General features: G+C 74.1%; 22 protein-coding genes and 1 pseudogene. 12 read left to right on the top strand and 11 right to left on the bottom strand.

From position 1 onward, the window contains the following. Positions 1-131 precede the first annotated feature (131 nt). Together LN037_RS08485 and LN037_RS08480 are read right to left on the bottom strand one after the other, a co-directional pair. Positions 132-572 (bottom strand): annotated as a pseudogene (locus LN037_RS08485) (DUF1003 domain-containing protein); the annotation flags it as partial. Further along, complete coding sequence (locus LN037_RS08480) at positions 565-1,872, bottom strand: magnesium transporter MgtE N-terminal domain-containing protein (RefSeq protein WP_230751614.1); 1,308 nt, start codon at positions 1,870-1,872, stop codon at positions 565-567. The gene LN037_RS08480 and the pseudogene LN037_RS08485, both read right to left, overlap by 8 nt. A gap of 172 nt (positions 1,873-2,044) precedes the next feature. On the opposite strand from LN037_RS08480, the gene LN037_RS08475 reads away from it, so the two are divergent. From LN037_RS08475 to LN037_RS08465, 3 genes are all read left to right on the top strand, one after another. Beyond that, positions 2,045-3,004: an HpcH/HpaI aldolase/citrate lyase family protein gene (locus LN037_RS08475; RefSeq protein WP_230751496.1), complete on the top strand. Its 960-nt coding sequence runs from the start codon at positions 2,045-2,047 to the stop codon at positions 3,002-3,004. Positions 3,005-3,048: 44 nt separating this feature from the next. After that, positions 3,049-4,242 (top strand): acyl-CoA dehydrogenase family protein, encoded by a 1,194-nt coding sequence (locus LN037_RS08470; protein ID WP_230751495.1) that lies wholly within the window; start codon positions 3,049-3,051, stop codon positions 4,240-4,242. 255 nt (positions 4,243-4,497) lie between these two features. Next, complete coding sequence (locus LN037_RS08465; protein ID WP_018335213.1) at positions 4,498-5,016, top strand: YflT domain-containing protein; 519 nt, start codon at positions 4,498-4,500, stop codon at positions 5,014-5,016. 20 nt (positions 5,017-5,036) lie between these two features. Here LN037_RS08465 and LN037_RS08460 read toward each other — a convergent pair whose 3' ends face one another. The 3 genes from LN037_RS08460 to LN037_RS08450 form a co-directional block, all read right to left on the bottom strand. After that, entirely contained in the window at positions 5,037-5,519 is a 483-nt protein-coding gene (locus LN037_RS08460; protein ID WP_230751494.1) for a hypothetical protein, read from the bottom strand. Positions 5,520-5,571: 52 nt separating this feature from the next. Further along, the gene (locus tag LN037_RS08455; RefSeq protein WP_230751493.1) at positions 5,572-7,047 is read right to left on the bottom strand and encodes an MFS transporter; all 1,476 of its coding nucleotides are present in this window, start codon (positions 7,045-7,047) and stop codon (positions 5,572-5,574) included. A 174-nt stretch (positions 7,048-7,221) separates the two neighbouring features. Beyond that, entirely contained in the window at positions 7,222-8,310 is a 1,089-nt protein-coding gene (locus LN037_RS08450) for a magnesium and cobalt transport protein CorA (protein ID WP_372460402.1), read from the bottom strand. A gap of 304 nt (positions 8,311-8,614) precedes the next feature. Here LN037_RS08450 and LN037_RS08445 point away from each other — a divergent pair, with 304 nt between their 5' ends. The 5 genes from LN037_RS08445 to LN037_RS08425 all read left to right on the top strand — a co-directional run bounded on the left by LN037_RS08445 (position 8,615) and on the right by LN037_RS08425 (position 12,055). After that, positions 8,615-9,130 carry a MaoC family dehydratase gene (locus LN037_RS08445; protein ID WP_230751492.1) on the top strand — a complete coding sequence of 172 codons (516 nt, stop codon included), beginning with the start codon at positions 8,615-8,617 and terminating at the stop codon, positions 9,128-9,130. Positions 9,131-9,205: 75 nt separating this feature from the next. Then, entirely contained in the window at positions 9,206-9,715 is a 510-nt protein-coding gene (locus tag LN037_RS08440) for a PH domain-containing protein (protein WP_230751491.1), read from the top strand. Positions 9,716-9,725: 10 nt separating this feature from the next. Beyond that, positions 9,726-10,583, top strand: coding sequence for a PHP domain-containing protein (locus LN037_RS08435; RefSeq protein WP_230751490.1), 858 nt, complete (start codon positions 9,726-9,728; stop codon positions 10,581-10,583). Positions 10,584-10,593: 10 nt separating this feature from the next. After that, entirely contained in the window at positions 10,594-11,427 is an 834-nt protein-coding gene (locus LN037_RS08430; protein WP_230751489.1) for a RecB family exonuclease, read from the top strand. Between the two features lie 64 nt (positions 11,428-11,491). After that, entirely contained in the window at positions 11,492-12,055 is a 564-nt protein-coding gene (locus LN037_RS08425; RefSeq protein WP_230751488.1) for a hypothetical protein, read from the top strand. Here LN037_RS08425 and LN037_RS08420 read toward each other — a convergent pair. The 5 genes from LN037_RS08420 to LN037_RS08400 all read right to left on the bottom strand — a co-directional run bounded on the left by LN037_RS08420 (position 12,039) and on the right by LN037_RS08400 (position 17,992). Beyond that, positions 12,039-13,244, bottom strand: a complete 1,206-nt coding sequence (locus tag LN037_RS08420) for a kynureninase (RefSeq protein WP_230751487.1) — start codon at positions 13,242-13,244, stop codon at positions 12,039-12,041. The genes LN037_RS08425 and LN037_RS08420 overlap by 17 nt on opposite strands. Continuing rightward, positions 13,241-14,092, bottom strand: coding sequence for an oxygenase MpaB family protein (locus LN037_RS08415; protein WP_230751486.1), 852 nt, complete (start codon positions 14,090-14,092; stop codon positions 13,241-13,243). Before LN037_RS08415 ends, LN037_RS08420 begins: the two co-directional genes overlap by 4 nt. After that, the gene (locus LN037_RS08410; protein ID WP_230751485.1) at positions 14,089-15,015 is read right to left on the bottom strand and encodes an alpha/beta fold hydrolase; all 927 of its coding nucleotides are present in this window, start codon (positions 15,013-15,015) and stop codon (positions 14,089-14,091) included. Before LN037_RS08410 ends, LN037_RS08415 begins: the two co-directional genes overlap by 4 nt. A 118-nt stretch (positions 15,016-15,133) precedes the next feature. After that, complete coding sequence (locus LN037_RS08405; RefSeq protein WP_230751484.1) at positions 15,134-16,489, bottom strand: Rv3212 family protein; 1,356 nt, start codon at positions 16,487-16,489, stop codon at positions 15,134-15,136. A 12-nt stretch (positions 16,490-16,501) separates the two neighbouring features. Further along, on the bottom strand, positions 16,502-17,992 hold the full coding sequence (locus LN037_RS08400) for a DEAD/DEAH box helicase (protein ID WP_230751483.1): 1,491 nt from the start codon (positions 17,990-17,992) through the stop codon (positions 16,502-16,504). Between the two features lie 460 nt (positions 17,993-18,452). On the opposite strand from LN037_RS08400, the gene LN037_RS08395 reads away from it, so the two are divergent. Both LN037_RS08395 and LN037_RS08390 read left to right on the top strand, forming a co-directional pair. Further along, a complete protein-coding gene (locus tag LN037_RS08395; RefSeq protein WP_230751482.1) occupies positions 18,453-19,091 on the top strand; it encodes a ferritin-like fold-containing protein in 639 nt (212 codons plus the stop codon). A 93-nt stretch (positions 19,092-19,184) separates the two neighbouring features. Beyond that, entirely contained in the window at positions 19,185-19,415 is a 231-nt protein-coding gene (locus LN037_RS08390) for a DUF3107 domain-containing protein (RefSeq protein ID WP_179796746.1), read from the top strand. Between the two features lie 33 nt (positions 19,416-19,448). Here the strand turns inward: LN037_RS08390 and LN037_RS08385 are convergent, their stop codons facing one another. Further along, on the bottom strand, positions 19,449-20,114 hold the full coding sequence (locus LN037_RS08385) for a TetR/AcrR family transcriptional regulator (protein ID WP_230751481.1): 666 nt from the start codon (positions 20,112-20,114) through the stop codon (positions 19,449-19,451). Positions 20,115-20,301: 187 nt separating this feature from the next. Here LN037_RS08385 and LN037_RS08380 point away from each other — a divergent pair, with 187 nt between their 5' ends. Together LN037_RS08380 and LN037_RS33470 are read left to right on the top strand one after the other, a co-directional pair. Continuing rightward, on the top strand, positions 20,302-21,351 hold the full coding sequence (locus tag LN037_RS08380) for an alpha/beta fold hydrolase (RefSeq protein WP_230751480.1): 1,050 nt from the start codon (positions 20,302-20,304) through the stop codon (positions 21,349-21,351). Continuing rightward, the gene (locus LN037_RS33470) at positions 21,348-22,373 is read left to right on the top strand and encodes a DUF3152 domain-containing protein (RefSeq protein WP_230751479.1); all 1,026 of its coding nucleotides are present in this window, start codon (positions 21,348-21,350) and stop codon (positions 22,371-22,373) included. The genes LN037_RS08380 and LN037_RS33470 overlap by 4 nt, the downstream gene beginning before the upstream one ends. Positions 22,374-22,376 lie beyond the last annotated feature (3 nt).

Here is a 22,376-nt window from a genome sequence, read left to right as displayed (position 1 = left end):
CGCTCGACGGCCTTGTCGACCGCCCGCTCCAGGGCGCGCTCCAACGTCTTGTCCAGGGACTTGTCGACCGCCCGGGTCAGGGCCTTCTGCGTCTCGCGGTCCACCCCCGAGCGCTCCGCGCCCCGCTCGGCGAGCTCGCTGCGCAGGAAGTCACGGGTCACCATCTCGCCCACCGCGAGCCGCACCGCCGCCAGCTCCCGGGACAGGTACTCGGTGTCGGCGATGGTCCGCTGCGCACGGGCGCGGTCCTCGTCGAGCGACACCCGGTCGCGGTCGTCCTGCCGGTTCTGCGCCAGCAGGATCAGCGGCGCCGCGTACGCGGCCTGGGTGGAGAACGCCAGGTTGAGCAGGATGAACGGGTACGGGTCCCACTGACCGAGGATGCCGATCAGGTTCAGCGCGATCCAGACGATGACGAACACCGTCTGCCACAGCAGGTAGGTGCCGGTCCCGAGGAAGCGCGCCAGACGTTCGGCGAGCCGGCCGAACGCCTCGGTGTCGAGGTTGACCCGCAGCCGGCGCTGCGGCCCGGCGGGGGTGTCCAGCCGGCGGCGGGTGGAGCGCTCAGGCACGGGGGGCTCCCTTGGCGGTGCCGGGCGGCAGGGCGGAGTCCGGGATCCGCAGCCCGCCCGTCGTCGTGGGGTCGGGGTCCTGCGAGCGCCAGTCCTCGGGCAGCAGGTGGTCGAGCACGTCGTCGACGGTGACCGCGCCGAGCAGGTGGTCGTTCTCGTCGATCACCGGGCCGCAGACCAGGTTGTACGTCGCGAAGTAGCGGGTGACCTCGGTCAGCGAGGCGTCCGGGTCGAGCCGGGTCAGCTCGGCGTCGAGGACCCCCGCGACGAGCGCGAACGGTGCCTCGCGCAGCAGGCGCTGGGCGTGCACGCAGCCGAGGTAGCGGCCGGTGGGCGTGGCCGAGGGCGGCCGGCAGACGAACACCATCGAGGCGAGGGCCGGGGTGATGTCGGGGTTGCGCACCCGGGCCAGCGCCTCGGCGACGGTCGCGTCCGGGGCCAGCACGATCGGCTCCGGGGTCATCATGCCGCCCGCGGTGTCGGCGGAGTAGGTCAGCAGCCGGCGCACCGACTGCGAGTCCTCGGGCTCCATCAGGCCCAGGAGCTGCTCGGACTCCGGGTCGGGCAGGTCGGCGAGCAGGTCCGCGGCGTCGTCGGGGTCCATCGCCTCGAGCACGTCGGCGGCGCGCTCGGAGGCGAGGTGGCGCAGCACGTCGCGCTGCTCGTCGCCCGGGAGCTCCTCGATGACGTCGGCGAGGCGCTCGTCGTCCAGCCCGTCGGCCACGTCGTAGCGACGGCGGGTGGGGAGGTCGAGCAGGGCCCGCGCGACGTCGGCGGGGCGCATGTCCTCGAACGTCGCGAGCAGCTGCTCGGTCCCCTGGCCCTCCTCGGCCAGCGACAGGCCGCTGATCGCGGCCCACGGCAGCACCTGCACCGGGCCGCGTCGCCCCAGGACCCCCAGCCGCTCGGTGACCGCCAGCCGCGTGATCAGCCAGTCCCGGCTGCGGGTGTGCTCCATGAGGACGTCGACCACGGTCGCGTCGGCCTGCCGGTCGACGATCCGCACGCTCGCGTCGAGCATCTCGCCCACGACGAGGACCTCGTTCGGCCGCTGCGCGAACGGGCGCAGGTTCACCTGGCCGGTGGAGAGCGTCACCGCGCCGGCGTCGATGGCGGTGATGCGCAGCATCGGGACGAAGATCCGTCGTCGGGACCCGACCCCGACGACGAGTCCGAGCACCCGGGGTGGTCGCGGACCGACCGAGACGGCCGACACCGCGTCGCGCACGCGACCGATGTGCTCGCCGTCGGGGCCGAGAACGGGCAGACCGACCATCCGGGCGACGAACACCCTGGTCATCGCGGTGTTGGCGGCACGGGTCACGCGCTGAGGTTAGCGGCGTTGCGTGGGCGGCTCGCGGCGGAGAGGGTGCTCACCTGAATCGGGACAGCGGAGTCGCCGCGTGTCAGCATCCCGGTCAACCGTGCGCCTCCGCGACGACAGGCGGGGGCCTTCGAGGAGGTCAGTGCGAGTGAGTGTCGAGAACCGCCCGCGTCGGTCGTGTCTCGCGGTCCCGGGGTCGAGCCAGAAGTTCATCGACAAGGCGCGGACCCTGCCGGCGGACCAGATCTTCCTCGACCTGGAGGACGCCTGCGCCCCGCTGGCGAAGCCGGGGGCGCGCAAGACGATCGTCTCGGCGCTGAACGAGGGCGGCTGGGAGGGCAAGACCCGGGTCGTCCGCGTGAACGACTGGACCACCGAGTGGACCTACCGCGACGTGACCGAGGTCGTCGAGGGCGCCGGCGCGAACCTCGACGCGATCATGCTGCCGAAGGTGCAGACCGCGGCGCAGGTGCACGCCCTGGACTTCCTGCTCACGCAGATCGAGAAGACCATGGGCTACGAGGTCGGCCGCATCGGCATCGAGGCGCAGATCGAGAACGCGCTGGGCCTGACCAACGTCAACGAGATCGCCGCCGCCTCGCCGCGCATGGAGACCATCGTCTTCGGCCCGGCCGACTTCATGGCGTCGATCAACATGAAGTCCCTCGTGGTCGGCGAGCAGCCCCCGGGCTACACCGAGGGTGACGCCTACCACTACATCTACATGCAGATCCTCATGGCGGCCCGCGCCTACGACCTGCAGGCCATCGACGGCCCCTACCTGCAGATCCGCGACGTCGACGCGTTCCGCCGCGTCGCGCAGCGCTCCGCGGCCCTGGGCTACGACGGCAAGTGGGTGCTGCACCCCGGCCAGATCGACGCGGCCAACGAGGTCTTCTCGCCCAACCAGGACGACTACGACCACGCCGAGAACATCCTCGACGCCTACGAGTACTTCACCTCCGAGGCCGGGGGCAAGAAGGGCTCGGCCATGATCGGCGACGAGATGATCGACGAGGCCTCGCGCAAGATGGCGCTGGTCATCGCGGGCAAGGGCCGGGCGGCCGGGATGACCCGTGGGGAGCGCTGGACCCCGCCGGAGAGCTGAGCGCATACTCGCCGGTAACTAACCTTCGTCAGGAGCTCATCGTCATGGCACGTCTCGCCCAGACCGCCGGCCTCACCGAGGTCCAGGAGGAGATCCTCTCCACCGTCCGCGACTACGTGGACAAGGAGATCATCCCGAAGGCCCAGGAACTCGAGCACGCCGACGAGTACCCGCAGGAGATCGTCGACGGGATGAAGGAGATGGGCCTGTTCGGGCTCATGATCCCGGAGGAGTACGGCGGCCTGGGTGAGTCGCTGGCGACCTACGCGCTGACGGTCGAGCAGATCGCCCGCGGGTGGATGAGCGTCTCGGGTGTCATCAACACCCACTTCATCGTCGCCTACATGCTCATCCACCACGGCACGGAGGAGCAGAAGCAGCGCTACCTGCCGAAGATGGCGACCGGGGAGATCACCGGTTCCTTCTCGATGTCGGAGCCCGAGCTCGGGTCCGACGTGGCGGCGATCAAGACCCGCGCGACCCGCGACGGCGACGACTACGTCGTCAACGGCGCCAAGATGTGGCTGACCAACGGCGGGTCGTCGACCCTCACCGCGGTGCTCGTCAAGACCGACGAGGGTGCGGAGAAGCCGTACCAGAACCTGACGACGCTGCTGGTCGAGAAGCCGCGCGGCTTCGGCAAGGTGGCCGAGGGGCTGTCGATCCCCGGCAAGATCGACAAGATGGGCTACAAGGGCGTCGACACCACCGAGATGGTGTTCGACGGCTTCCGCATCCCGCAGACCCAGGTGCTCGGCGAGCTGCCGGGCAAGGGCTTCGCGCAGATGATGGACGGCGTCGAGGTCGGCCGGGTCAACGTCGCCGCCCGCGCCTGCGGCATCGCGATCCGCGCCTTCGAGCTCGGCATCGAGTACGCCCAGCAGCGCTCCACCTTCGGCAAGCCGATCGCGCAGCACCAGGCGATCGCGTTCAAGCTCGCCGAGATGGCCACCAAGGTCGAGGCCGCCCACCTCATGATGGTCAACGCCGCCCGCCTGAAGGACCGCGGTGAGCGCAACGACGTCGAGGCCGGCATGGCCAAGATGCTCGCCTCCGAGTACTGCAAGGAGGTCACCGAGGAGTCGTTCCGCATCCACGGCGGCTACGGCTACTCGAAGGAGTACGAGATCGAGCGGCTCATGCGTGAGGCGCCGTTCCTGCTCATCGGCGAGGGCACCTCGGAGATCCAGAAGACGATCATCAGCCGCGGTCTGCTGAAGGACTACAAGCTGCGCTGATCTCGGCACCTCCGGTGCAAGCAATGCGTCACTGCTTGCGCTGGACGCCAGGAACGCCACACCGTCGCGAGGGAGTCACCCGGGTCCGGGTGGCTCCCTCGCGGCGTTCCCGACGTCGGGTCGGTGCGGGTTGGTCCGTCTGGCGGTGTGCGTCAGCGGGCACACACTCCGCGTGGGCACTTTCCACCGGTTCCGTCCGTTGGAAGGATGCGCGGACCCCGAGAAACGGGGCCGATCAGTCAGCGGAGGTCAGTCGTGAGCGCGCCGTTCCTCGGCAACCGTCCCGGGGCCGCCCCCGGGCTGCCGAACCTGCCCGAGCCGCCGTCGGGCTGGCCGATCGGGTCGTACGCGAAGTACGAGGAGGCGCAGCGGGCCGTCGACCATCTCGCCGACAACGACTTCCCGGTCGCCGACGTCACCATCGTCGGGGTCGACCTCATGCTCGTCGAGCGCGTCATCGGCCGCCTGACCTGGGGACGCGTGCTCGCCACCGGCGCCGCCTCCGGTGCGTGGCTCGGTCTGTTCGTCGGCGTCATCCTGTCGCTGTTCAGTGCGAACGGGTCGTTCGGCGCGATCCTGCTCGGCCTCGGCATGGGCATCGTGTTCGGCGTCGTCTCCGGGGCGATCACCTACGGCGCCTCCCGCGGACGGCGGGACTTCACCTCGGCGAGCCAGCTCGTCGCCGGCCGCTACGACGTCCTCTGCCAGCCCCGCAACGCCGAGAAGGCCCGCGACATGCTCGCGAAGCTCGCGATCGGGTCCGAGCAGACGTAGCCCGGGGAGGCTCGGCGGACTCAGGCGGTCGCCGTCGCCGTCGCCGTCCAGGTCTCGAACCGCCGCCAGAACAGCCGCTGCGAGAAGGCCCAGGAGCGCAGCAGCCGCGGGTGGACGTGGGCGTCGATGCGCAGGTCCACCTCGGTGCCGCCCGGGGCGTCGGCCACGGCGATCTGCAGCCGGGTCGGGCGCAGCAGCCGGAACGAGACCGCGTAGGCCCCGTAGAGGTACTGCAGGTCGCGGTACTCGCCCTCGCGGATCTCACCGAGCACACCGGGCAGGTGCAGCCCCGGTCCGTGGTGCGTGGTCACCACCCCGGGGGCGAACCCACCGCCCAGGAACTCGACCCGCCACGGCGGGACCTGGGTGTCGGTGAACGTGGCCGGGTCGTTCAGCCACGCCCACACCCGCTCGCGCGACGCCGGCGTGACGAAGCGCTGCACGTGCTGGTGGGACCGCCACCCCGGCGGCATCGGCTGGTCGGGGCCGGCGAGGTCGCTCACGACCCGTGATGCTGCCAGGCCGGGCCCCGACCCGCCGTCGGGAACGCGGGGCCTACGTGCCCGCCGCCCCGGTCGCGCGGACCACCGAGAGCGGCTTCGCGACGTCCTCGAGCGACTGCCCCTCCGCCTTCACGCCGAGCGCGAGCGTCACCAGCCCGCCGACGATCATGATGGCCGCGCCGACGAGGTAGCCGAGGAACAGCTTCGACGGGTCGGGCGCGTTCTTGTCGATCAGCGAGCCGTAGAACAGCGGCGCGATCGAGCCGAACGCCTGCGCGATCGCGAAGAACACGGCGATGGCCTTCGCGCGCACCTCCATCGGGAACACCTCGCTGACCGTCAGGTACGCGGCCGAGGCACCCGCCGAGGCGAAGAAGAAGATCACGCACCAGGCGATCGTCTGGGTCGTGGCGGTCAGCATCCCGGCGCGGAACAGGAACGCCGAGATCACCAGCAGTCCGCCGGACAGGACGTAGGTGCCGGAGATCATCGGCTTGCGCCCGAGCGAGTCGAACAACGGTCCGAGCAGCAGCGGCCCGAGGAAGTTCCCGATCGCGAACGGGATGTAGTAGAGCGCCGTGTCCTGCACTCCGAAGAACGTCCCGAGCACCGTCGCGTACGTGAAGAAGATCGCGTTGTAGAGGAACGACTGCGTGATCATCAGCGTCGCGCCGAGCGTGGAGCGGCCGGGGTAGGTCCGGAACAGCACCCGGAGCAGGGCGAGGTGGCCGGTCCGATCGGTCGGAGTGATCTCGATGGCCCTGCGCTCGTCGACCGGCGGCAGCTCCCTGCCCGTCGCGGCGACCTCCTGCTCGATGTAGGCGATCGAGCGCTCCGCCTCCTCCCCGCGACCGTGCATGATCTGCCAGCGCGGGCTCTCGGGCAGGTGCCGGCGCAGGAACAGGATCGCGATGCCCAGGACCGGGCCGAGCAGGAACGCGACGCGCCAGTCGACGGCGGGGGAGAGCGCCCCGGACAGCAGCGGGACCTGCACGACGGCCGCGATCGCGGCGCCCGCCCAGTAGGTGCCGTTGACCGCGATGTCCACGCGTCCGCGGTAGGACGCCGGGATGAGCTCGTCGATCGCCGAGTTGATCGCCGCGTACTCACCGCCGATCCCGGCGCCCGCGACGAACCTCGTCAGGTAGATGAACGCGATCGCCGCGCCGCCGGACCCGACGGTGAACGCGGTGAGCGCCGAGCCCCCGAAGTAGATCGCCAGCGTGATCATGAACAGCCGGCGACGGCCGAGCCGGTCGGAGATGTGGCCGAACACCAGCGCGCCGACCACCTGCCCGATCAGGTACGCCGTCGCGAGGCCGCCGACCGCGGTCGCCGAGAGGCCGAGCCGCGAGGAGTCGGTGAGCTTGTCGCCGACGTTGCTCGCGATCGTGATCTCGAGGCCGTCGAGGATCCACGCCGTCCCCAGCGCCACCACCATGCGGGTGTGGAAGGGGGACCAGGGCAACCGGTCGATCCGGGCGGGGATCAGCGAGCGCACGCTGCCCGGTGGGTGGACGGCCGTCACGAGAACCTCCCGCGTCACGGGCCGGGCAGTTGGTGAGCCCAGCTACACGTCGGCCCGTGTGCCCCCGTTCCCCGGCGTCCAACCGCCTTCCCGACGTCGGGTCGCGCCGGCGGGGCCGAACGGCCCGACCCGCCGTCGGGAATGGGCGGGAATGGGCGGGAATGCCCGGATCGGCTACAGCCAGCGGTTCCGGCGGAAGGTGCGGAACAGCCACCCGCAGATCGACAGGATCACGATGATCGTCATCGGATAGCCGAAGCTCCAGTGCAGTTCGGGCATGTAGTCGAAGTTCATGCCGTAGATGCCCGCGAACATCGTGGGCACCGCGAGGAGCGCGGCGTAGGCGGTGATCTTGCGCATGTCGTTGTTCTGGCGCAGCGTGATCTTGGCGAGCACCGCGTCGACGAGGGTGGTCAGCAGTTCGTCGAACTGCGCGACCCGTTCCGCCACGGTCGCGAGGTGGTCGTCGACGTCGCGGAAGTAGCTGCGCACCTCGGTCGGCACCAGCGGGGAGTAGCCCTCGGTGAGCCGGCGCAGCGGGTTGACCAGCGGCGCGACCGCCCGGCGGAGTTCGAGCACCTCGCGCTTCATCAGGTAGATCTGGTCGGCCGAGAAGTCGGAGTACGGCGCGAACACCTCGGCCTCGATGGTGTCGATGTCGCCCTCCACCGCGGCGGACACGTCGAGGTAGGCGTCCACGATGTGGTCGGCCACCGCGTGCAGCACGACGGCGGGCCCGAGGGCCAGGTGCTCGGGGTCCTCCTCGAGCATCCGGCGCACGCGCCGCAGCCCGGAGTGCTGCCCGTGCCGCACGGTCACGACGAAGTCCCGCCCGACGAAGCACATCAGCTCGCCGGACTCGACGATCTCGTTCGCCGTCGTCGGCGATGCGTGCGCGACGTAGCGCATCGTCTTGAACACCGAGAACAGCATGTCGTCGTAGCGCTCGATCTTCGGGCGCTGGTGGGCGTGCACCGCGTCCTCGACGGCGAGCGGGTGCAGGCCGAAGACCTCGGCGATGTCCTCGATCTGCTCGGCGTCGGGCTCGTGCAGCCCGATCCAGACGAAGCCCTCGCCACGGCTGCGGACCTCGGCGATCGCGTCGCGGGGGTTCCAGCGGCCCTCGACCCGGCGGCCGTCGACGTAGATCGCGCAGTCGACGACGAACGCGGACATCGGGACGTGCGGGACGCCGACGCCGTGGTCGAGCGCGCGGGGACGGCGCACGCGGGCGGCCGTGCGCAGCGAGGGGAGGGCGGGCATGGGTGACCTCGGTTCTCGGGTCGTCGGGGGTGGACGGCTCTCCGCGTCGCCCCGGCCGGAACGCCCGCTCAGGGGCGTGGTGCCGGCCACGAGGGGACGCGGCCGGTACTTCCGCCGGGGCTGTCGGCTGCCTGCTCGGGGGAGTCCACGTCCACCTCCTGTCTCGATCCATGTCGCACGGCTCACGCGTTCCCGCTGGTCCGCGCGGTGCACCGATGGTCCATCCTACGACTCGGCCCGCGGCCACCGCCGCCGGAGTGACATGTCACGGGGCCGCCGTCGAATGAATTCAGGGAGTGGACACGTGCAGTTCGGTCGGTACTTCGAGGAGTTCGAGGTCGGGGCGACGTACAAGCACTGGCCCGGGAAGACGGTCACCGAGTACGACGACCACCTCTTCTGCCTCATCACCATGAACCACCACCCGCTGCACCTGGACAACCACTACGCGTCCGGGACCCAGCAGGGCCGCAACGTCGTGGTCGGCAACTACGTGTACTCGCTGCTGCTCGGGATGTCGGTCGCCGACGTCTCCGGCAAGGCGATCGCGAACCTCGAGGTCGAGTCGCTGCGCCACGTGAAGCCGGTCTTCCACGGCGACACGATCTACGGCGAGTCGACGGTGCTGGACAAGAAGGAGTCGTCGTCGAAGAACGACCGCGGCGTCGTCCAGGTCGAGACGATCGGCTACAACCAGGACGGCGTCGTCGTCTGCATCTACCGGCGCAAGGTCATGGTGCCGAAGCGGCCGGTGGCCGACACCCCGGAGCAGCAGTTCGCGCTGGAGCAGCCGAACCGGCCGGTACCGCAGGACCGCTGACCCCCGTGGCGGCGGTGCCTCCCACGGCGCCCGGCGGGATAGGCTCCCGGTGGGCGCTGGAAGGGGAGGTCCGCCGTGCTGGCACCGCGGGACATCGACGAGTACGTCCTGCCGACCGAGCGGCGGGTGATCCGCTTCCGGCGGCACTGGTTCGTCGTCGTGAACGAGGTCGTCCAGGCCGCCGTGCTGGTGATCGTGCTGATGATCGCCGCCGCGGTGCTGCCCGAGGGCCCGGTGCTGTCGAACATGCTCTGGTACGGCGCGCTGCTGGTGCTGATCAAGGCGTCCTACAAGATCAGCGAGTGGTGGGTCGAGAAGGTCGTCATGACCGACAAGCGCGTGATGCTCGCCGAGGGCGTGTTCACGCAGCGGATCGGCATGATGCCGCTCGGGAAGGTCACCGACCTCACCTTCGAGCGCACCTTCATGGGCCGCATCCTCGGCTACGGCACGTTGGTCATCGAGTCGGCCGGTCAGATCCAGGCGCTGAGCCGGATCAGCTACATGCCCGACCCCGACGAGTTCTACGAGGCCATCTCCGAGCTCGTCTTCGGCGAGAAGCGCCAGACGCCGTCGCGTCCCTGACCGGCCCGACGTGATCGACCTCCACCTGCACTCGAACGCCTCCGACGGGTCCGACGACCCGGCCGACGTCGTGCGCCGTGCGGCCGCCGCCGGCGTGACGACGCTCGCCCTCACCGACCACGACACGACGGCGGGCTGGGACGCGGCCGCCGCCGCCGTCCCGCGCGGCGTGCGGCTGGTCCGTGGCGCGGAGTTCTCCACCGACGCCCCCGACGGCCGCGGCGGTCGCGTCCCGGCCCACCTGCTCGGCTACCTGTTCGACCCCGCCCACCCGGCGGTGCTGGCCGACCAGGAACGGCTGCGCGGGGAGCGGCTGCGCCGCATCCGGGTGATGACCGGGCGCCTGCGCGCCGCCGGGTACGACGTCGACCCGGAGGGCATCGCCGCCCGCACCGGCGCCCCGGTCGGGCGCCCGCACGTGGGGCAGGCGCTGCTCGACCTCGGCGTGGTCTCCTCGGTCGGCGAGGCGTTCCGCACCTTCCTCGCCAAGGACGGCCCGTACTACGAGCCGAAGGCCGACACCCCCATCGACGAGGCCGTCGCGACGATCCGCGCGGCCGGCGGCGTGCCGGTCTGGGCGCACCCGTGGGCGCGGACCCGCGGCGACGTGATCGAGGAGTCGGTCATCCGCGACCTGGCGGCCCGCGGCCTCGTCGGGATCGAGGTCGACCACCCGGACCACACGCCCGACGACCGCGAGCGCCTCCAGGCCCTGGCGGGCGAGCTCGGCCTCGTCGTCACCGGATCGAGCGACTACCACGGGACCCGCAAGGACATCCCGATCGCGGCGGAGACCACCGCCCCGGACCAGCTCGACGCCCTGCTCGCCGGGGCCACCGGCGCCGAGGTGATCATCGGCGCCGCCTAGAGTGGGCCCGATGAGCGGGCAGCTGAGTCTGGCGGACATGCCCCTCCCGCTGGTCCGGGTGACCCCGGCGCGGCTGGCGACCTGGGACGACTGCCGGCGGCGCTACCGGATGACCTACCTCGACCGGCCGACGCCGCCGCGCGGTGGCGCGTGGGCGCACGCGACGCTCGGTGCCGTCGTCCACAACGTGTTCCGCACCGTGTACGAGACGCCGGCCGCCCGGCGGACCCCGGCCACGGCGGCCCGCCTCGTCGACACCCTCTGGTCCTCCGAGGGCTTCCGCGACGACCGCCAGGCCGACGAGTACCGCGGCCGGGCCCGGGAGTGGGTGGCGCGCTACGTCGCCGACACCGAGGTCGGCGAGCCGCTCGGCGTCGAGCGCTGGGTCGCGGCCCCGACCGGCGGGATCGTCGCCGAGGGCCGGGTCGACCGGATCGACGCCGGCCCGGACGGCGACGCCGTGATCGTCGACTACAAGACCGGCCGCCACGTGCCGACCGCCGCCGATGCCCTCGGCTCCCGGGCCCTCGCGCTCTACGCCCTGGCGGCCGTGCGGACGCTGCGCCGGGCCTGCCGGCGGGTGGAGCTGCACCACCCGCCGTCGGGCACGGTCGCCGCGGCCGAGCACGACGAGACCTCCCTGGCCGGGCACCGGCAGGCCGCCGAGGCCACCGCGCGGGCCCTGGCCGACGGCACCGACGCGCTCGCCGCCGGCGGCGACCCGGAGGCGCTGTTCCCGCCCACGCCGGGTCCGGGGTGCGCGCGCTGCGACTTCCGGCGCAGCTGCCCCGAGGGACGGGCCGCCTCGGCGTCGGTGCCCTCCTGGTCGTTCCTGGCCCCGTGAGCCTTCCTGTGACCTGCCCCGTGACCTGCCCCGAGACCGCTCCCGCCGCGCCCGAGAGGACCGCATGAGCGCCCGACAGCCGGACGACTGGTCGAGCCCCCTCCCCGACGACCGGTCGAGCTCCACCCCGTCCGGTCTCCCGCTGGACGACCCGACGCCGCCCCACGGCTGGGCGGCGATGGACCGGGCGTTCACGCCGGCGCCGGGGACGCCGGTCGAGCGGCCGTTCGACGGGCCCACGCAGCCGCACGCGGCGCCGCAGGGCCCGGTTCCCCGGCACCTGCAGTCGGTGCCGGCCGCGGCCACGTCGGCGCCGCGCACGGGGGCGTTCGGGCGGCCGATCGGGCGGCACCGGCCGACGGCACTCATGCGGCTCGTGGAGGTCGCGCGGGTGCTCACCGGCGGCCTGATGGTACTGGCGCTGGTGGTGGTCGTCGCGCCGTTCGTGCTGCGGGCGGTGGGCCCGGGGCTCGGGGTCGTGGTCGGGCACGTCACCGGCGCCGTGGTCGCGCTCGCGGCCACCGGGATCGCGGCCGGGCGCCGGACCCCGGTGTGGCCGGCGACGGTCGCCGCGCTGGCCGTGCCGGTGACGGTGCTGGTGGTGCTCTACCTCAACTGGTGGGCGTGAGCTCGGAGAGCACCCCGAGCCCGGCCGCGACCTCGACGAACGACGTCGAGAGCGGGGCGAGACCGACGCGGATGCCGTCCGGCGCCCGGTAGTCGGGGATCACCCCGCGCTCCCAGAGGGCGGCCACCAGCGCCCGGGCGTCCGGGTGCCGGATCGTCACGTGCCCGCCGCGCCGCTCGGGGTCGCGGGGCGAGGCGAGCTCCCATCCGAGGGCGTCGGCGTACGCGGCGGCGAACTCCGTCAGGGCCACCGACTTCGCGCGCACCGCGTCGATGCCGACCTCGGCGTAGAGGTCCAGCCCCACCTGCAGCGGCACGGAGGCGAGCACCGGCGGGGTGCCGGAGAGGAACTGGCGGATGCCCTCCGCCGGCTCGTAGCCCGCCGCCATCGCGAAGGGGTCGCGGCGCCCGAACCAGCCCTGGACGGGCTGGCGCAGCACCCCGTGGTGGCGCGCCGCGACGTAGGCGAACGCGGGCGCCCCCGGGCCGCCGCCGAGGTACTTGTAGGTGCACCCGACGGCGAGGTCCGCGCCCCAGCCGTCGAGGTCGATCGGCACCGAGCCCACCGAGTGGCAGAGGTCCCACAGGACCGGCGCGCCCGCCGCGTGCGCCACCTCCGTGATCGCCGCCGCGTCGGCCAGGTACCCGGACCGGTAGGTGACGTGGGAGAGCACCACGAGGGCCGTGCGGGGCCCCACCGCCGCGGCGGCCTGCTCGACGGACACCCCGCCGGCGTGGTCGGTGGGGATCCAGCGCAGGGTGCGGCCGGTCTCCGCGGCGATGCCCTCGAGCAGGTAGCGGTCGGTGGGGAAGTCGTCGTCGGAGAGCACGATCTCGTCGCGTCCGGCGGGCGCCGCGTCCACCGCCGCGCGGGCGAGCTTGTAGAGCAGCACGCTCGTGGAGTCCCCGACGAGCGTCTGCCCCGGCGCGGCCCCGAGGAGCACGGTCCCGAGCCGGTCGCCGAGCTCGGTCGGGAGCGCGACCCACTGCTCGTCCCAGGCCCGGATGAGCCGCCCGCCCCAGTCCTCGCGGGTGAAGCGGGCGAGCGCGTCGGCGGTGACGGCGAGGGGGCGCCCGAGGGAGTTGCCGTCGAGGTAGGCGACCTCCGGGCCGAGCAGGAAGCGGTCCCGGCAGGCGGCCAGGGGGTCGGCGGCGTCGAGGTCCGCCGCGCGCCGGTGGAGGTCGTTCACGCCGCCCGTCCCAGCAGGGCCTTCTCCTTCGCGAGGGCCTCGCGCGCCACCGGGCCGCGCTGCCAGGTCTCCGGCAGGGCGAGCACGGTCGAGCGCAGGGCGCGGATCACGAGCCCGGCCGCGAGGTCCGTCGTCGGGAGCCCCGGCAGGCCGTGCATGCGCCGCGCCCACCGCGGCTGCAGCGCGAAGCCGAGGGTGGCCAGCGCGGCCCAGCCCGGGCGGGCCGGGGTGGTCAGCGCGACCTTCGTCGGGAGCGGCGGCGCGAGCAGGCGCACCGCGGCGCTGCGGCTCGTGGCCGAGGCGCGCAGCTCCGGGCGGACCGCCTCGAAGTAGGCGGCGACCTCGGCCTGCGAGGCAGGCACGTCGGTGGCCCCGAGCAGCTCCGCGGCGCGGACCTGCTCGGCGAGGAACCGGTCGGCCTCCTCGTCGGTGAGCCCGCCGCCGGCGCGCTGCACCGCGTCGAGGAAGCCGTGCACCTCGGTGACGTGGACCCAGCGCAGCAGGTCGGGCTCCGAGGCGGCGTAGGTCCGCCCGGTGACGGGGTCGACCCCGCGGACGTGCTCGTGGGCCCGGCGGACGTGCCCGGCGATGCGGTCGACCTTCTCGCGGGGGCCGTAGGTGACGGTCATGACGTACTCGGCGGTGCGCGCGAGACGAGGCCAGAAGTCGCTGCGGAAGTCGGAGTGCTGGTCGACGCCCGCGAGCGCGCGGGGGTGCAGCGCCTGGGTGAACAGCGCGGCGATCCCGCCCGGGCCGGCGGCCGGGTCGGCCATCACCTTCCAGGTCATGCTGCCCGGGCCGAAGTAGCCGAGGGCGGGATCCCTGGGGATCGGCACGAGATCCGTCATGGCTCCAGGGTGTCCTCGCGCAGCCAGGTCCGCCACGTGGGGACGAGGACGTCGAGCAGCCCGACGGGGTTCTCGACGTTCGGCGAGTGCGCCGCCCCCGGCACGGCGGCGAACTCGGCCTCGAGCCGGTCGGCCATCGTGCGCTGGGTGGTGACGGGCCAGGCGTCGTCGTGCACGCCGCACACCACGAGCGTCGACAACCGCCGCCCGCGCAGGGCGGCGACCAGTTCCGGCACCCGGTCGGGCTCGCTGCGCAGCGCGTCGCCCATCCCCAGCAGCGCGACCGGGGACGACCGCTGCAACCGCTCCTTGAGGAAGCCCGCGACGGCCGGTCCGGCGGCCTCCCAGTCGCCCGCCTCCTCGCGCAGCGCGACGACCGCGTCGAGCCCGCGGCGGCGCAGCACCGGCTCCAGGACGTCGAGCCGGGTCCGCCGCGGCCCCATCGGCAGCTCCCCGGGCCCGGTGTCCATCAGCGTCAGGCCGCGCACGGGCGCCCCGGACAGCACGGCGGCCCGCGCGACGAGCCCGCCGTAGGAGTGGCCGAGCAGGAGCACGGTGCGTCCCGCGTCCGCCTCGGCCCGCACGATCCGCGCCACGACCGCCCCGAGCGAGGAGGACCGGTGGTCCAGTTCGCCGGGCAGCGCCGGGGACTCGAACTGCCCCGGCAGGTCCAGCGCGAGCACCCCGATGCCGGCGTCCGCGATCGGGTCGATCAGCGGCGCGAAGTCCTCCTTGGAGCCCGAGTAGCCCGGGACGAGCACCGCGACCGCGTCCCACGGCTCGTCCGCCGTGCGCGTCCGGGCCTCGGCCCGCAGCGCCACGACCGGCCCCGGCAGCTCCACCCGCCGCCCGCGGTGCGGCGTGATCTGCCCGGCCGCCCGCGGCGCCTCCTCGACCCGCACGGGGAGGGGCTCGTGGCTCATCTTCGAAGTGTGCCCCATCCGGGCGGGGTGGCGGTGGTCCCGACGCCGGGTGGACCGTGGCGCCGCGCTGACGTCAGGTGTCAGCGGTGGGCCACCGCTGACGGGGCGGGCGGCCCGCTCACGACGGCGGGCGCAGCCCCACGACCGTCCCGCCGCGCTGCTCGACGACCGTCGCGCCGACCACGTCCACCCCGACCGGCCCGGCCGGGTCCGCGCGGCGGTCGACCGGGACCACCGGCCGCACCGCGCCGGTCGCGGCGTCGACGGGGGCGAGGCCGGCGGGCACGGGGACGAGCACGGTGGTCGGGGCCCCCAGGACGCCGGTGGGCACGGCCGCGCCCGGACCGAGCGTGCCGGGCAGGGTCCAGCGGGGGAGCAGGGTCGCGGGGTCGAGGCCGATCGTGGCGGTCCCGGTCCACCACAGCAGCACCGGACCGGCGAGGCGCACACCGAGCCCCTGGCCGGGCGGGTCGGTGGCGGTCGAGTCCGGGATCGTGCCGGCGGCGGGTCCGAGCGGGACGGTCGCGACCGGCGTGCCCGCCGCGTCGTACACCCGCAGCGTGCCGTCCGGGGCCTGCAGCGCGGTCCGGGACTCCCCGGTGGCGACGAGGCGGCCCCCGGTCACGCCGGAGAGCACGCTGAAGCGGTCCTCGGGCTTGTCGTACTCCGCCGGGGCCGACGTGAGCACCGAGAGCCGGTCGGACGGCTCGCCGGGACAGCGCTCGAGCACCGCGACGTCGTCGGCACCCACCGTGATCGAGACGTGCGGGCACTGGGCCCGCGGCTGCGGCGTGCTCTGCACCGGGGTGGGCAGGGCGCCGTACTCGAGGGTCGCGACGAGGTCGTCGCGCCACACCTCGAGGTAGTCCCGGCCGGTGGCCGTGACGTGGGAGCCGTCGGCGAGCAGCCGCGTCCCGGGGCGCACGTCGGCGTTGCGGCTCGGGCCGCGGGCGCCGGTGTTCGGGTCGAACGAGGCGACGTCGCTGCAGAACGTGCCGACCGGCGACTCGGTCCGGAAGAGCGCGAGCACCACGCCCGAGCCCTCGCCCAGGGCGCACAGCGGGTCGGGCCGGCGGTACTCCCAGGCGACCGCGCCGGTGGCGGCGTCGAGCCCGGTGACAACGCCGGTGCCGTCGGGTCCGGTGCGCCCGGTGGCCACGGCGGCGCCGACGCTGACCGGCCCGCCGAGCAGGCCGGGGCCGGGTGGCGCACCGACCGGGTCGGCGGCCCGCCACGCCTCGGTCAGCGCGGTCGGCACGGCCGCCGTGTCCGGGGACGGGATCGTGCGGATCCGGTCGAGCGTCGTGGAGGCCTCGTCGCCCGAGCGGACGACGAGCATCACCCCGACGATCGCGGCGACCACGATCAGCGCGACCGCCACCAGGTCACCCCGGCGGCGGCGCTCGGCGCGCGGCCACCACGCGTCCCGCCGGGACGACGGGGCCTCGCGCTGCTCCGGCGGTGCGCTGCTCACGCCGCTATGGAATCAGTCGGCGTCGGCCCCGACCGCGACGGCCTCGGCCTCGCCCGACGCGCCGGTGCGGGCGCGCCCACGACCCCGGCGACGGCGCCGCGGACGCGAGCGCCCGGCCCCGTCCTCGTCGGACTCGCCGTCCCCGGTGTCGGGACCGGCGGCCGAGGACTCCTCGGGCGCCGACCCGGCGTCGGGACCGCCCTCCTCGCCGGGGCCGGACACGACCTCGCCGCCACGGCGGCGGGTGCGGCTGCGGGCCCGGCGCGGGCGCGGGGTCTCCTCGGCGGCGGGGCTCTCCGGCTCGCCGGTGGCCTCGCTCTCCTCCTCCGCGGGCCGGCGACGGCGGGCCACCCGGCCCGACGCGTCACCGGGGATGGAGAGGTCGCGGTAGAGGTGCGGGGAGTTGGAGTAGGTCTCCGGCGGCTCGGGCGCGTCCAGCCCGAGGTCGTCGGAGATCATCTTCCACTTCGGCAGGTCGTCCCAGTCGACGAGCGTGATCGCGATGCCCGTCTTGCCCGCGCGCCCGGTGCGGCCGATGCGGTGGACGTAGGTCTTCGCATCGTCGGGGCACTGGTAGTTCACGACGTGCGTGACGCCGGTGACGTCGATGCCGCGGGCCGCGACGTCGGTGCAGACCAGGACGTCGATGCGGCCGTTGCGGAACGCCTTCAGCGCGTGCTCGCGGGCACCCTGCCCGAGGTCGCCGTGCACGGCGCCGACCTTGAAGCCGCGCTCGGCGAGCTCCTCGGAGACCTTGCTCGCGGTGCGCTTGGTGCGGGTGAACACCATCGTCGGGCCGCGCTCGTCGGCCTGCAGCGTGCGGGCGAGCATCTCGACCTTGTCCATCGCGTGCGCGCGGTAGACGAACTGCGCGGTGCGCTCGCCGATGGCGCTGGCGTCGACCTGCTCGGCGCGGATGTGCGTCGGCTGCGTGAGGAACGTGCGGGCCAGCGTGATGATCGGGCCCGGCATCGTCGCCGAGAACAGCATCGTCTGGCGCTGCGCGGGGAGCATGCCGAGGATGCGCTCGACGTCGGGCAGGAAGCCCAGGTCGAGCATCTCGTCGGCCTCGTCGAGCACCAGGCCGCCGACCTTGGCGAGCACCAGGTGGCCCTGCTGGGCGAGGTCGAGCAGGCGGCCCGGGGTCCCGACGACGAGCTCGACGCCGGACTGCAGCGCGGCGATCTGCTGCTCGTAGGGGCGGCCGCCGTAGATCGACACCACGCGGGTGCCGAGGCCCTTCGACGCGCCCTCGAGGTCCTTCGCGACCTGCAGGCACAGCTCGCGGGTGGGCACGACGACGAGCGCGCGCGGTGTGCCGTCCTCGGTGGGGGTGCCGAGGCGCTGCAGCAGCGGCACGCCGAAGCCGAGCGTCTTGCCGGTGCCGGTGCGCGCCTGGCCGATGACGTCCTCGCCGGCGAGGGCCAGCGGCAGCGTCAGCTCCTGGATGGCGAAGGTCCGCTCGATGCCGTTCGCGGCGAGCGACTCGACGATCTCGGGCATGACGCCGAGCTCGGCGAAGGTCGGGGACGCCTCCGACGAGGTGGTCGTCGCCAGGGCGGAGGTCTCGGTGCCGTCGTCGGCGATGTCGTTCTCGGTGGGGTTCAGGGGTCTGCCTTCCTCGCGGCCGGTGCACGCGAGAAGTGCCGGTTGGCTCGACCGCTCCGCCCGGGCATCGGTGCCGTCGGGGGCGGGGGCGGGAGAACCGAGGGAGACCCGCGCGCGTTTCTGCGTCCCGCTCCAGCGGCCGACGGGGCGTCGGCCCGCTCGGGGGCGGGAGGCCCGGCGGCCGGCGACGGGGCGTGGGGGAGCGGCCCCGGCGGGGCCACATCGGTCAGGTAGGGGGTGTCACCGGCCCGGACCGTCTCCCATGATACCCGCCACGTGGCCTTCCGCTCACCACCACCGCGCCGCGCCGTGGTCACGGGCGGTCCACGGTCGGGTGGTCGTAGGCTCCACCGCCGTGAGCGACGGCGGCATCGGGGACGAATCGCGGGCCCTGCTGGGCCTCGTGGCCTACGGGGAGCTCGCCGCGTTCAGCCGGCTCGCGGCCGACGCGCAGCGGGCGCCGGACCTGACGGCGCGCGTCGAGCTGGCCACCCTGGCCGCGGTGGAGATGGACCACTTCCGACGGGTCCGCGACCACCTGGCGGCGGGCGGGGTCGACGTCCTCGACGCGATGGCCCCGTTCACCGCGCGCGTCGACCGGCTGCTCGCCACCGTCTCCGGGCGCGACTGGGCCGAGGCACTCGTCGCGACGGCCCTCGGGCGCGGGCTCGTCACCGACCTGCAGACCGAGGCCCTCGAGGGGCTCACCGGGCCCGACGCCGACCTGGTGCGCGAGGTCGTCGCCGACGCCGGGCACGACGCCTTCGTGGCCGAGCGGGTCCGGGCGGCCTGCGCGGACCCGCAGGTCCGCGGTCGCCTCTCGATGTGGGCGCGGCGGCTGCTCGGCGAGGCGCTCGCGGCGGTCACGGCGGCCCTCGCGGAGAGCCCCGGGTTGGCCGCCGTGGTCGCGGACGGGTCGACCGGCACCCGCTCGCCGGCGCTCAAGCGGCTGAAGTCGGCCCACAACAAGCGGGTCGCGGCGCTCGGGCTCTGAGCGCGTTCGCCCTCAGCGAGCCCGGCCGTCGGGGTGCCCCGATCTGGTCTAGCCTCGCGGTCGCAGGTCAACGAACGAGGACCGGAGGGTCGCGTGGAGGTCAAGATCGGCGTCGCGGACAGCCCGCGCGAACTCGTCGTCTCGAGCGGGCAGACGCCCGACGAGGTGGCGGAGCTCGTCGACGGTGCCCTGTCCGGCAGCAGCGGCACGCTGTCGCTCACCGACGACAAGGGCCGCCGCTACCTCATCCCGGCCACGCGCATCGCCTACGTGGAGATCGCGCCGTCCGAGGTGCGTCGCGTGGGCTTCGGCGTCGGCAGCTGAGCCCGGAGGACGGGGTCCCCGGCCGGGTGGGCGTCAGCCCTCCTGCCGGGGGAACCCGCCTCCGATGCCGCGCCAGGCGAGCGTGGACATCAGGGCGATCGCGTCCTCGCGCGGCGGCTGCAGCCCCGCGTCGAGCCAGTAGCGCGCCGCCGTCGTGGAGAGCCCGACGAGTCCCACCGCCAGCAGCCGGGCCCGCTCGGGCTCCAGGCCGGCGTCCGCGGTGACCACCTCGGTCACCGCGTCGATGCAGTCGCTCGTGGCCCGGTCGACGATCTCGGCGATCTCGGGCGTGGCGCGGGTGTCGGTCTCGAAGACCAGGCGCATCGCGCCGTCGCGGGACGACACCACGTCGAAGTAGGCCTGCACCGCGGCGTGCACGCGGGCCTTGTTGTCCGTGGTCGAGCGCATCGCCGCCCGGACCGTGCGCACCATCTCGTTCGCGGCCGACTCCACCAGGGCCCGGTAGAGGTCCAGCTTGCCGGGGAAGTGCTGGTAGAGCACCGGCTTGCTCACCCCGGCCCGCTCGGCGATCTCGTCCATCGCCGCGGCGTGGTAGCCCTGGGCGCCGAACACCGACCGGGCCGCGGCCAGCAGCTGCGCGCGCCGCTGCGAGCGCGACATCCGCGGCCGTCCCGCCGCGGACCCCGGGCCCCCCGCCGCGCCGGCCGCCGTCTGCGCCGCCGCTCCGGTCTCGCTCATCGACTCCCCGCTCCCCGCATCCACGTGCCACTGCCCGGGGCGAGGTGCCACCCCACCCGGTCGGGGCGACCCTACCGACCGTGACGCCGTGCCGCGCCCGTCACGCGCGGTTCGCCGGTCGTCGCCCTCCGGAGCATCTCCGGACACACCCGGGTCGGATTCGCTTCACCTGTCGTCCACCTGCACCATGGTCATCGTGACGATCACGGTTCCGGGGAGTGGCCCGCAGGTGAACGGGGCACCGGTCCCGTTCGCCCCGACCAGCGCCCTCGGGCCGATCGGCGACCCCACGCCGCACTGGCCGGGGCACCGCGTCGTCGTCGGCGGCGTGGAACTGCACGTGCGCGAGACGCCCGCGACCGGCGAGCCCACCGGCACCGTCGTCTACGTCCACGGTCTCGGGGGCTCCGCCACCAACTGGACCGACCTGGCCGGGGCGCTGTCGTCGCGCTGGCACGGGTACGCGGTCGACCTCCCGGGCTTCGGCCACTCCAGCCCGCGCGCCGACCGGGACTACTCGCTGCGGGCCCACGCGGCCGCCGTCGGCGCCTTCGTCGACTCGCTCGACCGGCCCGTGCACCTGGTGGGCAACTCGCTGGGCGGCGCGGTCGCGCTCACCGTCGCGGCCGAGCGCCCCGGGACCATCCTGACGACGACGCTGGTCAGCCCCGCGATGCCCGACCTGCGGCCGGCGCCGGCCCGCCTGGGCGACGGGAAGATGGCGCTCGCCGCGATCCCGCTGGTCGGGGCGCGCACCCGCCGCGAACTGGCCGCCGAGGACCCGGGCACACGGCTGCGCCGCACCATGCGGCTCTGCTACGCCGACCCCGACGCGGTCAGCCCCGCCGCCTTCGCGCAGGCGGTCGCCGAGGCCGCCGAGCGCGCCGAGTACCCGTGGCTCGCCGAGGCCCTGCAGCGATCCTTCGGCGGGCTGGTGTCGACCTGGTTCGCGCCGCGCTCCCGGTCGCTGTGGTCGATCGCCGCTCGCGTCACGACGCCGACCCTCGTGGTCTGGGGCGAGGTCGACCGGCTGATCTCGGTGCGCAAGGCCCGCCGGACCGTGGCGTCCATCCCCCGGGCCCGCCTGCTCCGGCTGCCCGGCACCGGCCACGTGGCGCAGATGGAGTGCCCGGCCGTCGTGGCCCGGGCCGTGCTGGGCATGGTCGACGCCGTCGCCGACGGGACGTGGGACTCCGTCCCGGTTCGTCCGGAAGTGTGTGGGACCGTGCGGGGGTGACCCGACCGACCGGTTCCTCCCGCCGGGCGCGCCCGCCCGAGCGGGACGCCGACACCCGGTCGGATCCGGACGCCTCCTCCCCGTCGGACGGGCGGACGGAGCGCCGCCGGTCCGCCCGGCGTCGCGGGCAGCCGCTCGCGGCGTCGTGGAGCCCGCGACCCCGCACCGGCACCCCGGCGCCGCCCGCCCGCTCCCGCCGCGGCGCGGCGCTGGGCGCCCTCGCCGTCGTGCTCCTGGCCCTCACCGGGTTCGTCGTGGTGCGGGCCCTGGCACCGAGCGCGGAGACGACCGACGTGCGCTCGCCCGCGGCGGCCGCCGAGCAGGGACCCGTCGTCGGGGAGGCACCGTCCGGCGGCGAGTTCGCCGGCGTCGACATCCCGACCGCGGAGCTGCCCGCGGGCGGCGACTTCCCGATCTCCGGGGCCGGCACCTGGCGCGTGATCCCCGGGTCGACGCCCCAGGTCGGCGTCGGGCGGGTCTACACCTACACCGTCGAGGTGGAGGACGGCGCCGTGCTCGCCGAGGGCGACGCCGCCTTCGCCACCGCCGTCGACGCGACCCTCGACGACCCCCGCAGCTGGACCGGCAGCGGCCAGATCGCGCTGCGCCGCGTCGACGCCGCGGCGGGCGTGGTGCCGGACTTCCGCATCAGCCTGACCTCGCAGCTGACCACCCGCGCCCAGTGCGGCTACCAGATCCGGTACGAGGCCTCGTGCTGGAAGTCCGACATCGGGCGGGTGCTGATCAACGGCTCCCGCTGGGTGCGCGGCGCGGCCGCGTTCGAGGGGCAGCTGGGGCTCTACCGGCAGTACGCGATCAACCACGAGGTCGGGCACGTCTTCCGCAACCAGCACGTGCCGTGCCCCGAGAACGGGGCGCTGGCGCCGGTGATGATGCAGCAGAGCTTCGGGGTGTCGAACGACTACCTCGCGCAGCTCACCGACGACAACCCGCAGGGCATCCAGATCCCGCGCGACGGCAAGGTCTGCCGACCCAACCCGTGGCCGAACCCCGTCCGCTGAGAC

It is taken from the genome of Actinomycetospora soli (assembly GCF_021026295.1).
Lineage (GTDB): Bacteria > Actinomycetota > Actinomycetes > Mycobacteriales > Pseudonocardiaceae > Actinomycetospora > Actinomycetospora soli.
Note: the sequence above shows the minus strand (reverse complement) of the source record. Positions and strands in the feature narration are given on the sequence as shown.

Excerpts from the sequence above, each read along its gene's own strand:
- LN037_RS08480 (WP_230751614.1), bottom strand. The coding sequence starts at position 1,872 with ATGACCAGGGTGTTCGTCGCCCGGATGGTCGGTCTGCCCGTTCTCGGC.
- LN037_RS08470 (WP_230751495.1), top strand. The coding sequence starts at position 3,049 with ATGGCACGTCTCGCCCAGACCGCCGGCCTCACCGAGGTCCAGGAGGAG.
- LN037_RS08450 (WP_372460402.1), bottom strand. The coding sequence starts at position 8,310 with ATGCCCGCCCTCCCCTCGCTGCGCACGGCCGCCCGCGTGCGCCGTCCC.
- LN037_RS08430 (WP_230751489.1), top strand. The coding sequence starts at position 10,594 with ATGAGCGGGCAGCTGAGTCTGGCGGACATGCCCCTCCCGCTGGTCCGG.
- LN037_RS08425 (WP_230751488.1), top strand. The coding sequence starts at position 11,492 with ATGAGCGCCCGACAGCCGGACGACTGGTCGAGCCCCCTCCCCGACGAC.
- LN037_RS08415 (WP_230751486.1), bottom strand. The coding sequence starts at position 14,092 with ATGACGGATCTCGTGCCGATCCCCAGGGATCCCGCCCTCGGCTACTTC.
- LN037_RS08410 (WP_230751485.1), bottom strand. The coding sequence starts at position 15,015 with ATGAGCCACGAGCCCCTCCCCGTGCGGGTCGAGGAGGCGCCGCGGGCG.
- LN037_RS08400 (WP_230751483.1), bottom strand. The coding sequence starts at position 17,992 with ATGCCCGAGATCGTCGAGTCGCTCGCCGCGAACGGCATCGAGCGGACC.
- LN037_RS08385 (WP_230751481.1), bottom strand. The coding sequence starts at position 20,114 with ATGAGCGAGACCGGAGCGGCGGCGCAGACGGCGGCCGGCGCGGCGGGG.
- LN037_RS08380 (WP_230751480.1), top strand. The coding sequence starts at position 20,302 with ATGGTCATCGTGACGATCACGGTTCCGGGGAGTGGCCCGCAGGTGAAC.